The organism is Pseudomonas sp. m6p (assembly GCF_055760375.1).
Window position 1 is genome coordinate 4,800,657 of sequence record NZ_CM147084.1, and the last position, 12,975, is coordinate 4,813,631.

General features: G+C 58.8%; 15 protein-coding genes. 5 read left to right on the forward strand and 10 right to left on the reverse strand.

The window, feature by feature from the left end:
- Window positions 1–13: 13 nt before the first annotated feature.
- Together ribF and murJ are read right to left on the reverse strand one after the other, a co-directional pair.
- Window positions 14–952, reverse strand: a complete 939-nt coding sequence (gene ribF, locus ACYZUM_RS21850) for a bifunctional riboflavin kinase/FAD synthetase (protein ID WP_003228347.1) — start codon at window positions 950–952, stop codon at window positions 14–16.
- A gap of 129 nt (window positions 953–1,081) precedes the next feature.
- Window positions 1,082–2,620: a murein biosynthesis integral membrane protein MurJ gene (gene murJ / locus ACYZUM_RS21855; protein ID WP_041065293.1), complete on the reverse strand. Its 1,539-nt coding sequence runs from the start codon at window positions 2,618–2,620 to the stop codon at window positions 1,082–1,084.
- Between the two features lie 252 nt (window positions 2,621–2,872).
- On the opposite strand from murJ, the gene rpsT reads away from it, so the two are divergent.
- The gene (gene rpsT / locus ACYZUM_RS21860; RefSeq protein ID WP_003228351.1) at window positions 2,873–3,145 is read left to right on the forward strand and encodes a 30S ribosomal protein S20; all 273 of its coding nucleotides are present in this window, start codon (window positions 2,873–2,875) and stop codon (window positions 3,143–3,145) included.
- 121 nt (window positions 3,146–3,266) lie between these two features.
- Here rpsT and ACYZUM_RS21865 read toward each other — a convergent pair whose 3' ends face one another.
- The 5 genes from ACYZUM_RS21865 to rplU form a co-directional block, all read right to left on the reverse strand.
- Entirely contained in the window at window positions 3,267–3,734 is a 468-nt protein-coding gene (locus tag ACYZUM_RS21865; RefSeq protein ID WP_003228353.1) for a CreA family protein, read from the reverse strand.
- A gap of 12 nt (window positions 3,735–3,746) precedes the next feature.
- Entirely contained in the window at window positions 3,747–4,865 is a 1,119-nt protein-coding gene (proB, locus tag ACYZUM_RS21870) for a glutamate 5-kinase (protein WP_041065290.1), read from the reverse strand.
- 123 nt (window positions 4,866–4,988) lie between these two features.
- Window positions 4,989–6,212 (reverse strand): Obg family GTPase CgtA, encoded by a 1,224-nt coding sequence (gene cgtA, locus ACYZUM_RS21875; protein ID WP_041065287.1) that lies wholly within the window; start codon window positions 6,210–6,212, stop codon window positions 4,989–4,991.
- 194 nt (window positions 6,213–6,406) lie between these two features.
- Entirely contained in the window at window positions 6,407–6,664 is a 258-nt protein-coding gene (gene rpmA / locus ACYZUM_RS21880) for a 50S ribosomal protein L27 (protein ID WP_003228360.1), read from the reverse strand.
- Window positions 6,665–6,699: 35 nt separating this feature from the next.
- Window positions 6,700–7,011: a 50S ribosomal protein L21 gene (rplU, locus tag ACYZUM_RS21885; protein ID WP_003228361.1), complete on the reverse strand. Its 312-nt coding sequence runs from the start codon at window positions 7,009–7,011 to the stop codon at window positions 6,700–6,702.
- A 241-nt stretch (window positions 7,012–7,252) separates the two neighbouring features.
- Between rplU and ACYZUM_RS21890 the strand changes: the two genes are divergently transcribed.
- From ACYZUM_RS21890 to ACYZUM_RS21900, 3 genes are all read left to right on the forward strand, one after another.
- Window positions 7,253–8,221 carry a polyprenyl synthetase family protein gene (locus tag ACYZUM_RS21890; protein ID WP_108183848.1) on the forward strand — a complete coding sequence of 323 codons (969 nt, stop codon included), beginning with the start codon at window positions 7,253–7,255 and terminating at the stop codon, window positions 8,219–8,221.
- Between the two features lie 160 nt (window positions 8,222–8,381).
- Window positions 8,382–8,723: a zinc ribbon domain-containing protein YjdM gene (locus ACYZUM_RS21895; RefSeq protein WP_041065279.1), complete on the forward strand. Its 342-nt coding sequence runs from the start codon at window positions 8,382–8,384 to the stop codon at window positions 8,721–8,723.
- A 206-nt stretch (window positions 8,724–8,929) separates the two neighbouring features.
- The gene (locus tag ACYZUM_RS21900; protein WP_008078558.1) at window positions 8,930–9,187 is read left to right on the forward strand and encodes a PA4570 family protein; all 258 of its coding nucleotides are present in this window, start codon (window positions 8,930–8,932) and stop codon (window positions 9,185–9,187) included.
- Between the two features lie 110 nt (window positions 9,188–9,297).
- On the opposite strand, the gene ACYZUM_RS21905 is transcribed toward ACYZUM_RS21900, so the two are convergent.
- The 3 genes from ACYZUM_RS21905 to ACYZUM_RS21915 form a co-directional block, all read right to left on the reverse strand.
- Complete coding sequence (locus ACYZUM_RS21905; protein ID WP_003228367.1) at window positions 9,298–9,915, reverse strand: FKBP-type peptidyl-prolyl cis-trans isomerase; 618 nt, start codon at window positions 9,913–9,915, stop codon at window positions 9,298–9,300.
- Between the two features lie 122 nt (window positions 9,916–10,037).
- Window positions 10,038–10,343: a DUF6482 family protein gene (locus tag ACYZUM_RS21910; protein ID WP_096795239.1), complete on the reverse strand. Its 306-nt coding sequence runs from the start codon at window positions 10,341–10,343 to the stop codon at window positions 10,038–10,040.
- A 135-nt stretch (window positions 10,344–10,478) separates the two neighbouring features.
- On the reverse strand, window positions 10,479–10,967 hold the full coding sequence (locus ACYZUM_RS21915) for a TIGR00645 family protein (protein WP_007963798.1): 489 nt from the start codon (window positions 10,965–10,967) through the stop codon (window positions 10,479–10,481).
- Between the two features lie 174 nt (window positions 10,968–11,141).
- Here ACYZUM_RS21915 and ACYZUM_RS21920 point away from each other — a divergent pair, with 174 nt between their 5' ends.
- A complete protein-coding gene (locus ACYZUM_RS21920; protein WP_108183850.1) occupies window positions 11,142–12,974 on the forward strand; it encodes a hypothetical protein in 1,833 nt (610 codons plus the stop codon).
- The last annotated feature ends 1 nt before the right edge of the window (window position 12,975 follow it).

A 12,975-nucleotide genomic window follows, 5' to 3' on the forward strand; every position in this document is an offset into this window, starting at 1 on the left:
TTAAGGCTCTTCATTAGCGATGGGCGCTAGGTGCGGCTAGTGCACGGGCGGCGGCGACATCCGCATTGATCGCCGTTTTCAGTGCCTCCAGGGAGGCGAAACGCTGCTCTTCACGCAGCTTTTGGTGGAAAACCACCGTCAGACGCCGGTCATACAGATCGCCGGCAAAATCCAGTAGATGAACTTCAAGGTGGGCTTTGCCATCACCTTGGACCGTGGGCCGCACGCCGATATTGGCGACGCCAGGCCAGGTCTTGCCGTCGATGTCCACATCCACCAAGTAAACCCCGGTGAACGGCACACGACGACGCTTGAGTTGAATGTTGGCAGTGGGCGTACCCAGTTGCCGGGCCAGTTTCTGGCCGTGCAGCACGCGACCGGCGATCCGGTACGGGCGGCCGAGCAAGCGTTCGGCCAAGGCAAAATCGGCGGCGGCCAACGCATTGCGCACCTGGGTGCTGCTGACGCGAATGCCGTCCAGCTCAACGGTTTGTGCGGCTTCCACGGTAAAACCGTGAACCTGACCGGCCTGCAGCAGAAAATCGAAATCGCCGAGGCGGTCGCAACCAAAGCGGAAATCGTCGCCGACTTCCAGATGCTGCACGCCGAGGCCGTCCACCAGGATGGTATCGACGAACTCACTGGCGCTGAGCTTGCTCAGGCGCTGGTTGAATGCCAGGCACAACACCCGGTCGACACCTTCGGCAGCCAGCAGCTGCAATTTGTCGCGCAAGCGGGCCAGACGTGCCGGCGCGGTCTCCGGGGCAAAGAACTCCCGGGGCTGCGGCTCGAAAATCACCACGCAGCTGGGTACGCCCAACTCAAGCGCACGCTCACGCAGCCGGGCCAGGATAGCCTGGTGACCACGGTGAACACCGTCAAAGTTGCCAATAGTGGCGACGCAGCCCCGATGCTGGGGGCGCAAGTTGTGGAGGCCTCGAACCAGCTGCATAACGCGCTTCTTGCTCATAAAGTGGTCGATTATAACCACACCCGACGGTCGACGACAGGCAACACCGTAACGCAAAGTGCTCGAGCCGACAAAACTGCCAGCCCATGCCCGTATTTAATGGCTGAAACCTCAGCTCAAGGCCTTGCGATTGAAGTCGCGCAGACGGAAACCGAGCAGCAGCAACATACCGAAATACGCCACCACACCAGCAACCACCAGCGCCCCCAGACGCAGGAAGCGCTCCAGCATGTGCCCCTGATCCCAGGCCGGCATGAAATGCATGCCCAGCAGCAGCACTGCCGACATCACCGCCACCGCTACCACCAGCTTGAAACCGAACATGTACCAGCCCGGTTGCGGCTGATACATCTTTTGCTTGCGCAGTTGATAGAACAGCAACCCGGCATTGAGGCAGGCTCCGGCACTGATCGCCAGCGCCAGACCGGCGTGAGCCAGCGGGCCGATCAACACCAGATTGAACAACTGCGTGCACACCAGCGTGAAGATTGCGATTTTCACCGGGGTGCGGATGTTCTGTTGCGCATAAAAGCCCGGCGCCAGCACTTTGATCACGATAATTCCGAGCAGACCGACAGAATAGGCAATCAGAGCACGCTGGGTCATGGACGCATCGAACGCGCTGAATTGCCCGTACTGGAACAGGGAAACGGTCAGAGGTTCGGCGAGAATCCCCAGCGCCAATGCACACGGCAGCACCAGCACAAAGCACAGGCGCAGGCCCCAGTCGAGGATCCGCGAATACTCGTGGCGATCCTTGCTCGCGTAGGTCTTGGCCAATGTCGGCAGCAGAATCGTGCCCAGCGCCACACCGAGCACGCCGGACGGCAGCTCCATCAAACGGTCAGCGTAATACATCCACGACACCGACCCGGCCACCAGGAACGAAGCGAAAATGGTGTTGATGATCAGCGAAATCTGACTCACCGAGACGCCAATAATCGCCGGCAACATCTGTTTCATCACTCGCCAGACACCGGTATCACGCAGGTTCAGGCGTGGCAGCACCAGCATGCCGATCTTTTTCAGGTGCGGCAGTTGATAGAGCAACTGCGCCAGACCACCGACCAGCACCGCCCAGCCCAACGCCATGACCGGCGGGTTGAAATACGGCGTCAGGAATAGCGAAAACACGATCATGCTGACATTAAGCAGGGTCGGCACGAAGGCCGGCACCGAAAAACGGTTCCAGGTATTGAGGATCGCCCCGGCCAGCGAGGACAGGGAGATCAGCAATATATAAGGGAACGTCACCCGCAACAGATCAGAGGTGAGCTGGAATTTTTCCGGCGTGTCGGTAAAACCCGGAGCCGTGGCCCAGATCACCCACGGTGCAGCGATCATCCCCAGCGCGGTAACCAGCGCCAGCACCAGGGTCAGCAAACCGGAAACGTAAGCGATAAAGGTGCGAGTCGCCTCTTCGCCCTTTTGGCTTTTGTATTCGGCCAGAATCGGCACGAAAGCCTGCGAGAACGCACCCTCGGCGAAGATTCGTCGCAGCAGGTTGGGCAATTTGAAGGCAATGAAAAAGGCGTCCGTCGCCATTCCGGCGCCGAAGGTGCGAGCGATGAGCGTGTCACGGACGAACCCCAGAATCCGGGAAAGCATCGTGATAGAGCTGACAGCGGCCAACGATTTGAGCAGATTCATTGAGGAAATTAGTGCCTGTCGATAAACAGCAGGCGAACAATGCGCCCACTTGTGCGATACTCCGCGCCGCAACAGCACAGAGCCAAAGCTCGCGAGTTTACAGGTCAAGCGCCGGAAATAAATATCCCGCCTCTTTATACCTACCACTTAGCGGAACGTTTCAAGCGCCCTTGACAAGACTTCTCTTCATCGGCATGATTCGCGGCCTATTTTGTTTGCTATTTCCTAAAAAGTCTTTCGAGGAGCTCGACGGTGGCCAACTCACCTTCCGCCAAAAAACGTGCAAAACAGGCTGAGAAGCGTCGCAGCCACAACGCCAGCCTGCGTTCCATGGTTCGTACCTACATCAAGAATGTAGTTAAAGCCATCGACGCAAAAGACGCTGAAAAAGCTCAAGCTGCATACGTTCTGGCCGTGCCAGTTATCGACCGCATGGCCGATAAAGGCATCATCCACAAGAACAAGGCTGCTCGTCATAAGAGCCGTCTGAATGGCCACGTCAAAGCACTGAAAGAAGCTGCTTAATCGACGTAGTCATTAAAAAACCGACCTTAGGGTCGGTTTTTTATTGCCTGCAATTTGATAAACGCAGAGCAAAAAAAATGCAGGAGCGAGCAAGCTCACCCCTGCAATTGGTTTTGCGCTGTTACTGCTGGACCGGCACCCACGGCACGATCGGAATTGCGGTTACCGCATTCTGCGGACTCCCTTCGATCACGCGATCGCTGTAGACCAGGTACACCAGCGTATTGCGCTTCTTGTCGAGGAAACGCACCACCTGCATGGTCTTGAACACCAGCGACGTGCGCTCCTTGAACACCTCATCACCATCCTTCAACTCGCCCTTGAACTTGATCGGACCCACCTGGCGACAGGCAATCGACGCTTCGGCGCGATCCTCAGCCAGACCCAGACCACCCTTCACCCCACCCGTTTTGGCGCGAGACAGGTAGCAGGTCACGCCGTCGACTTTCGGATCATCGAAAGCTTCAACCACGATCCGGTCATTCGGGCCGACGAACTTGAATACCGTCGACACCTGACCGATTTCCTCGGCCGAGGCCAGTAATGGCAACGCCATCAACAGCCCCAACAATCCTTTTGCCATGCGCATGCGAAATTTCCCTTAGACCAGAATCAGGTTGTCACGGTGAACTAGTTCCGGCTCAGCCATGTAGCCCAGCACGCCGACAATCGCATCCGACGACTGACCGATGATTTTTTGCGCCTCAAGCGCACTGTAGTTAGCCAGTCCACGGGCAATCTCGCGACCATCAGGCGCCACGCAGACCACCATTTCGCCCCGGCGAAAACTGCCCTGAACCAGCTTCACACCGACCGGCAACAGACTCTTGTGGCCCTGCGACAATGCCGACACCGCACCTTCGTCCAGCACCAGCGTGCCGCGAGTCTGCAGATGCCCCGCCAGCCATTGCTTGCGCGCCGCCAGCATGCCGCGCTCAGGCGACAGCAGCGTGCCGATGCGCTCACCCGCTTTCAAACGATCAAGCACTCGCTCCAGACGCCCACCGACGATGATGGTATGCGCCCCGGAACGCGCCGCCAGACGCGCCGCACGCAGCTTGGTCTGCATGCCGCCACGCCCCAGCGCACCGCCGGTGCCGCCCGCCACCGCATCCAGGGTCGGATCATCGGCACGCGCCTCGTAAATCAGTTGCGCATCGGGGTTATTGCGCGGATCAGCATCGAACATGCCGTCGCGATCGGTGAGGATCACCAGCAGATCAGCCTCGACCAGGTTGGCCACCAGCGCTGCCAGTGTGTCGTTGTCGCCGAAACGGATTTCGTCGGTGACCACCGTGTCGTTTTCGTTGATCACCGGGATGACTTTCAGCTCCACCAGCGCACGCAGGGTGCTGCGGGCGTTCAGGTAGCGCTTGCGGTCGGACAAGTCATCGTGAGTCAGGAGAATCTGCGCGGTGTGCCGACCGTGCTCGGCAAAGCTCGATTCCCAGGCCTGCACCAAGCCCATCTGACCGATTGCCGCGGCAGCCTGGAGCTCGTGCATCGCACTGGGTCGTGCGGTCCATCCCAGACGGCTCATGCCGGCAGCCACAGCACCGGAAGACACCAGCACCAGCTCGACACCCGCCTCATGCAAGGCCACCATCTGCTCGACCCAGACACTCATTGCCGCGCGATCCAGCCCTTTGCCATCAGCCGTCAGCAAAGCGCTGCCGATCTTCACAACCCAACGCTGCGCACCTGTCACCTTGCTCCGCATCATCTTCAACCTTAGCTTGAGGGCAGCGCGACCCAGCGCCGCCCATGTCGTTATTTGTGACTTGCGATTTCCAGATACTAAAACGCCGCTCGATTGAGCGGCGCTTAAGTTTACTGCAACGAATCAGTCGCGCACGTAAATGATTTCCGGACCGTCTTCATCATCCACATCTTCTTCGTCCCAGTCATCGTCGCCGATGTCATGGACCGACTTCACGCCGCTGCGACGCAGAGCACGTTTGTCGTCCAGCGCCTGCAATTGAGCACGAGCTTCATCTTCGATGCGCTGATCGAGATCGGCCAGCTCTTCCTTGTACGCCGGGTCGTTAGCCAGACGATCAGCACGATCTTCCAGGTAACGCATGATGTCGCGCGTCAGACGCTCAGTGCCTTCTTTGGCGATGGCCGAGATCACGTAGACCGGGCCTTCCCACTGCAGGCGATCGACGATTTCCTTGACGCGCTCTTCGTGCTCTTCTTCAAGGATCTGGTCGCATTTGTTCAGCACCAGCCAACGATCACGCTCAGCCAGCGAAGGACTGAATTTGACCAGTTCATTGACGATCACTTCAGCCGCGTCTGGTGCACTGCTGTCATCCAGCGGCGCCATGTCGACAAGGTGCAGCAACAGACGCGTACGCGCCAGGTGCTTGAGGAAGCGAATGCCCAGACCGGCACCGTCGGAAGCGCCTTCGATCAGACCCGGAATGTCGGCGATGACGAAGCTTTTCCAGCGGTCGACGCTGACCACACCCAGGTTCGGCACCAGCGTGGTGAACGGGTAGTCGGCGACTTTCGGCTTGGCCGCCGACACCGAACGGATAAAGGTACTTTTACCGGCGTTCGGCAAGCCCAGCAGACCCACGTCGGCCAGCACTTTCATTTCCAGTTTCAGGTCGCGCTGCTCACCCGGTTTGCCCGGCGTAGTCTGGCGCGGCGCACGGTTGGTACTGGATTTGAAACGCGTATTGCCCAGACCGTGCCAACCGCCCTGCACTACCATCAGTTTCTGGCCAGCCTTGGTCAGGTCGCCAATCACTTCCTGGGTGGCCGAGTCGATCACGGTGGTACCGACCGGCACGCGCAGGATCAGGTCTTCACCCTTCTTGCCGGTGCAATCGGTGCTGCCGCCGTTGGAGCCACGCTCGGCATCGAAGTGCCGGGTGTAACGGTAGTCGACCAGGGTGTTGAGGTTTTCGTCGGCCATCATGTAGATGGAACCGCCGTCACCGCCGTCACCACCGTTCGGGCCGCCGTTCTCAATGAATTTTTCCCGACGGAAACTCATGCAGCCATTGCCGCCGTCGCCAGCTTTTACGCGGATCGATACTTCGTCTACAAACTTCATAACTCAACGCCTCTCGCCATACGGACGAGCCGAAAAACAATCAAGACATAAGACTCTTGCAAAAATGAGCGCAGCGACCCCAAACCACGACCTGCATCGCACGCCGACAGCCCATACAAACAGTTTTGCAAGAGACTCACCCCACAAACGAAAAAGCCCCGTCGCAAGACAGGGCTCTTCCAGCGATCTCGCGATTAAGCCGCGACAACGCTCACGTAACGACGACCGAAGGCGCCTTTTACTTCAAACTTGATCACGCCTTCGATTTTCGCGAACAGGGTGTGATCTTTACCCATGCCAACGCCGTAGCCAGCGTGGAATTGGGTGCCGCGCTGACGCACGATGATGTTGCCGGCCTTGATGACCTGGCCGCCATACATCTTCACGCCAAGGCGTTTGGCTTCTGAGTCGCGACCGTTACGGGTACTACCACCAGCTTTTTTGTGTGCCATGAGTTCAATTCTCCTAGTGAGGAATTAGGCTGTAATTAAGCCTGAATACCGGTGATTTTGATCTCGGTGAACCACTGGCGGTGGCCCATACGCTTCATGTGGTGCTTACGGCGACGGAACTTGATGATGCGGACTTTATCGTGACGACCTTGGGAGATCACTTCAGCCTTGACGGTTGCGCCAGCAACAACAGGTGCGCCGATGTTCACGTCGTCGCCATTGGCGACCAGCAGAACGCGGTCAAAAGTCACGGATTCGCCAGTAGCGACTTCCAGTTTTTCGATCTTCAGGTATTCACCTTCAGCGACCTTGTATTGCTTACCGCCGGTAACGATTACTGCGTACATGGTATTTCTCCGATAATCCTGCTCACCCAGCTCTTTATAAGAAGAGGTATTGGCTGGCATGGCTGCATGGGGCTGGAACGGCCCAAGTGCAATTGCGTAAGGCAGGTGCTGCCCAGGAAGTTCAGGGTGCGCGATTGTACGCAAGCATCGAGAGTCACGCAAGAGGCCGTCCATCGCGCCTTGACAGGCCCCGGTGGGGGTCCTAGCATGCCGCGCAACCCTTCTGGAGCAACTGTCGCTGATGCAACCCCAAGCTTTCTACCGCGCGGTGGCGGACGATTTTAACGCCGTCGACGGCATCATCAAGAAGCAGCTGACTTCCCGAGTGCCGCTGGTATCGAAAATCGGCGATTACATCACCTCGGCCGGCGGCAAACGCCTGCGTCCTTTATTGGTGCTGCTGTGCGGCAAGGCCTTGGGTCGCGAAGGCGACGACCTGCGTCTGCTGGCCGCCACCATCGAATTCCTGCACACCGCGACCCTGCTGCATGACGACGTGGTCGACATGTCCGGCATGCGCCGTGGCCGCTCGACCGCCAACGCCATGTGGGGCAACGCTCCGAGCGTGCTGGTCGGCGATTTCCTGTACTCGCGCTCGTTCGAAATGATGGTCGAACTGGGCTCGATGCCGGTGATGAAGATCCTGTCCCAGGCCACGCGCATCATCGCCGAAGGCGAAGTGCTGCAACTGTCCAAGGTGCGCGACGCCAGCACCACCGAAGAAACCTACATGGAAGTCATCCGCGGCAAGACCGCGATGCTCTTCGAAGCCTCGACCCACAGCGCTGCCGCACTGGCCGGTGCCACCGCCGAGCAGAGCGAAGCCCTGCGCACCTTCGGCGATCACCTCGGCGTGGCATTCCAACTGGTTGACGACTTGCTGGACTACAAGGGTGACGCCGAGACCCTGGGCAAGAACGTCGGTGACGATCTGGCCGAAGGCAAGCCAACCCTGCCGCTGATCTTTACCATGCGCGAAGGCACGCCGGAACAGGCTGCCCTGGTACGCCAGGCGATCCAGAAAGGCGGAATCGAAGACCTCGAAAGCATCCGCATCGCCGTGGAAGCCTCGGGTTCGCTGGAGTACACCGCGCAACTGGCCCGTGACTACGTGGCCCGTGCGATCAAGTGCCTCGACGCGCTGCCGGCCAGCGAATACCGCGATGCACTGGTAGAACTGAGCGAGTTTGCGGTCGCCCGCACGCACTGATATCGCTGAAGCAAGATCAAAAGATCGCAGCCTGCGGCAGCCCCTGCACAATCATCTGTAGGAGCTGCCGAAGGCTGCGATCTTCTGCTTTTGGCTCCATCAAAGGCTAAAACCTTATACAATGTGCGACTTTTAGCGATCCACATCCCAAGGAGCCTTAGTGAGCACGTTGCCACCCTGCCCGAAATGCAATTCCGAATACACCTACGAAGACGGTGCCCAACTGATCTGCCCTGAGTGCGCCCACGAGTGGTCGGCCAACGGCGAAACCGAAGTGGCGTCCGATGATGCCGTGAAGAAAGATTCGGTCGGCAACGTCCTGCAGGACGGCGACACCATCACCGTGATCAAGGACCTGAAGGTCAAGGGCACCTCGCTGGTGGTCAAGGTCGGCACCAAGGTCAAGAACATCCGCCTGTGCGATGGCGACCACGACATCGACTGCAAGATCGACGGCATCGGCCCGATGAAACTCAAGTCCGAGTTTGTCAGAAAGGTCTGATCCTGCTGTCAGCCATCCCACGCCCGGCGTGGGATGGAGCTCCGCCCTCTCCCGCTTTGCTCCCGCATACTCGCGTAATAGCCAGACGCCAGCCGTTTTGACCTTACGCAATCTTTACCCGGAAAAAATCGCATTGCGCCAATAGGCACTTGCTATTTGACGAATAAGAATTATTCTCATTGAAACCTTTCAAGGAGATGAGACCCATGACTTATTTGATCGATGCCTGGCTGGATCGCCCACACCCGTACCTCAGGATCCTGCATCGGGAAACCGGGGAAGTCTGTGCGGTTCTGGAAGAAGAAGCCCTGCATGAGCTGCAGGATCAGGGCGATCTGGACGTCAGCAGCCTGAATTCCAGCGAGCCGCTGGTGCTCAAGGAGCTGGTGCGCAATCTGTTCCTGTTCTGCTATGCCCGGGCCTTGCGCCCGACCCATGAGCTGCATCACAAGATCGAAATATGAAAAGCAACCCAAAACCTGTGGGAGCGAGCTTGCTCGCGAAGGCAGCAACGCGATTGCAGATTTGAACCGGATCGCCTGCATTCGCGAGCAAGCTTGCTCCCACAAAGGTTTTACAGAACGTCCAGCAGCTCGACGTCGAACACCAGAACGCTGTGCGGCGGGATGCTGCCAACGCCTTGAGCGCCGTAAGCCAGTTCGCTCGGCACGTACAGGCGCCATTTGCTGCCGGCGTTCATCAGTTGCAGGGCTTCGGTCCAGCCGGCGATCACGCCGCCCACCGGAAATTCTGCTGGCTGGCCACGATCGTAGGAACTGTCAAACACGGTGCCGTCGATCAGCATGCCGTGGTAGTGAGTACGCACGGTGTCTTCACGGGATGGCTTGGCGCCTTCGCCTTGGGTCAGCACTTCGAATTGCAGACCGGAAGCCAGAGTAGTGATGCCTTCTTTCTTGGCGTTTTCAGCCAGGAACGCACGGCCTTCACCGGCAGCCGCTTCAGCTTTGGCGGCGGCTTCGGCTTGCATGATCTCGCGGATCACCTTGAAGCTGGCGGACATGGCTTCCTGATCGACACGGCTTGGCTTGCCGGCGAATGCGTCGGTCAGACCGGCCAGGATGGCGTCCAGGCTGACACCCGGTGGCGGGTTGTCGCGCAGCTGGTCACCCAGCTGACGGCCAATGCCGTAGCTGACGCGGGTTTCGTCGGTGGACAGATTTACTTCGGACATGACACTGCTCCGCTGTGCGGACGGCCGCAAGACTTGCCGTGCGTGCACAGCGCGTCCCGGCGCGCCCGGAACCTAAAAGGGCGAGCAGACTAGCACAGATGCCCAGCAATGGCGCGCAACGCCTACAGGGCCGAGCGCCACGCCAGCGGCACTTTCAGGCTTTCCTCGTCACTGACGCCCAGGCCGCACATTTCGTCGTGCACCGAGGTATGGACGAGGTTGAACGGCAGCACCGGAAAGTTATGCAGCAAATCCCGCGCGTGCTCCACCGAACGCAGCTGCAGCATCTCGCCCTTGAGATCACTCAGCGGATACGCCGCCCCGTGCATCCGCGCTTCGAGCAGATAAATCCCGCCCTCCATGGAGATCAGGTTCAGCTCATCGACCTTTCTGGCGATGGCAAACGCATTCAACTCTTGCAGGTTCATGAAGGCACCTCGTGCGATGGCGAGCCAGGACCTTTACAGGGATATGCCCGCGCGCACCAAAGCACAAGCCGCAAACGACACCGCCCGTCTGTTTCGCAACAGACGGGCGGTGTTTTTGCAGCGATCAAACAATAATCAGTGCTTGGTGAGCTTGTCCAGGTAACCCATCGCGAACGCCGAAATCACGAAGGTCATGTGGATGATCACGTACCACATCAGGTGCTCGGGATCGACGTTCTTGGCATCCATGAAGATCCGCAGCAGATGGATCGAGGAAATCGCCACGATCGACGCCGCCACTTTCATCTTCAGCGACGAGGAGTCCATGGTGCCCAGCCAGCTGAGCTTCTCTTTGCCTTCGTCGATGTTCAGCTCGGACACGAAGTTCTCGTAGCCGGAAATCATCACCATCACCAGCAAGCCGCCCACCAGCGCCATGTCGATCAGCGACAGCAGCACCAGGATCAGATCCGATTCGGCCATGGAGAACACGTTGGGAATGACATGAAACACTTCCTGGAAGAATTTCAATGCCAGCGCCAGCAGCCCGAGGGACAGCCCGATATAGATCGGCGCCAGCAGCCAGCGCGTGGCGTACATTGCATTTTCGATAAAGCGTTCCATTGACTCTCACACAATAAGGATTGAAATCGGCGGCGAGTATACCAGCCGACCGTGACAGCCAGAAACGGCCCGCCCCGCACCTCCAATCAGCGCAACCTGCGTGTGTGTATGATTTTTTTTCTGCTACTGTCCAAACCATTGACCGCCTAGCGAAAGTGGACAGGACGACTGGAAATGGATGTGCGATTGCCGTTGAAAACTGCCGGGATTTGCCTCGCTCTGCTGCTGGGCGGCTGCTCTCCCGGCGAAGAGAAAAAACCCTCGGTCAGCCTCGACGCGAAGACGGCAACCTTCGAACATTCACTGGACGCCATCACCGATCCGAAGCTCAAGGATGCCGTGACCGAACTCGGCGGTTCGCTGCTGTTGCTCGAACGCGCGCAACTCAAGCTCGACAGCACACCCCTGAAAACCGTCTACGGCGAAGACTCCCTCGGCATCCTCAAGCACTACCCTTCGCCGCAGGCGCTGGTCGATACATTCATCAACGGACTGTTCGTATTGCACAAGGACGCCAGCTCCGACTACCTCACCGACCTGCAGCCGGTGTTCCCCTTCAATCTGAACATTCCCGGCGGTTTCCTGTTCCCGCATGGCGTGGAATGGCAGTCGGTGACCCTGAGCAACAAGCGCGTGATCGCTTATCAGCCGGAGTGGTCGGAAACCGATCCCGGCATCCAGTTGAGCCCGTCCAGCTCCAACGTCACCAACCCCGATGACCTGACCGTGACCTACCCTTTCATCGAGGGGCTGGACGTCGACAAGAAGACACAACCGCAGCCAGTGAGCCTGCAGGGCAACGTCGAAGTCATCACGCCGCGCCGCCTGTTCAGCTTCAACCTGAGTCAGAAGGATGTCGGCCAGACCCGCACCGATGACAACCTCAGCGTCACCCTGCTGAAGCTTGCGAAAAACTACGCCGAAGTCGAATTCAGCAACAGCCTGCCATTGGCCCCCGAGGTCGAGGGTGCACAGCTCAATCCGTTGATCGTTCAGGCCCGCGACACCACCGGGCAATACCTGGTGCGCGCCGGCTCAATCAATGAGAGCCCGGCACAAGTCGCCTTCTACGAGAAACAACTGGCGCATCTGCAACAGCAGAAAACCTGGAGCGAGGCGCTGGAAAAACAGCTTGAGGACGAACAGCAGGCCTTCGCACAGCAGCATCCGCGCCGCTATAACAAGGTCTACTTCAACGGCCCCGTCGACACCCTCGAAGTCAGCGTGCTGGATTTTTCATCGGCGACCGTGACCCGCAAGGCGCTGGACCTGCCGGTGCGCACCTTCAGTCAGCACACCACCGAAAAAGCCATCCAGCCGCTGGACCCGGCGGTAGTCGTCTATGACGACCTGGCGCCGAACTGGCTCAAGGGCGCGAGCCTCACCGAGGAAGCGTTAAAGGCCGGCATCCGCATCCATCAGTCCGTGGAAGATCCGAGCGCTGCACGCATCGAGTTCTCTCACCGTCGAACCTTCAACGATGAGCTGCTCGGCGATGACTTCAGCCCCGGCGAGAGTCCCGTGACCTTCTTCACCGAGAAACGCAGCGGCAAACTCGATGAGCCGATCGAACTGCCGCCCGAGGCGTATCAGGTCGATCCGCTGCAAGCGACGATCACTTACGATTTGAACCTGTTTCCGGAAACCCCGGCGATTGCCGTGGGCTCGATGCCATTGTTTCTCGCGACCGTCGACCAGCAAACCTACGACGCCAAGGCCCTGCCCAAAGGCCTGGAGATCAAGAACAACACACTGGTGGTGGACCTGAAACGGTTCCCGGCCAACGCTTGGCGTTTCTTCGTCAAGGACGACAGCGGCAACTACCTGAAACAGATTCTCTCGGTCAGCCACGACGCGAGTGCGCAAGGCCCGGCGCTGTTCGGCGTGCATTACTTCTATGGCCGTCCAACGCAGGTGGAGACCTATCAGCGAACTGAACTCAATACCGTGCAATACGGCTTTGAGGTCAAGCTCGACAAGGCGCCGTTGCCCGACACGGCGCGGTGAT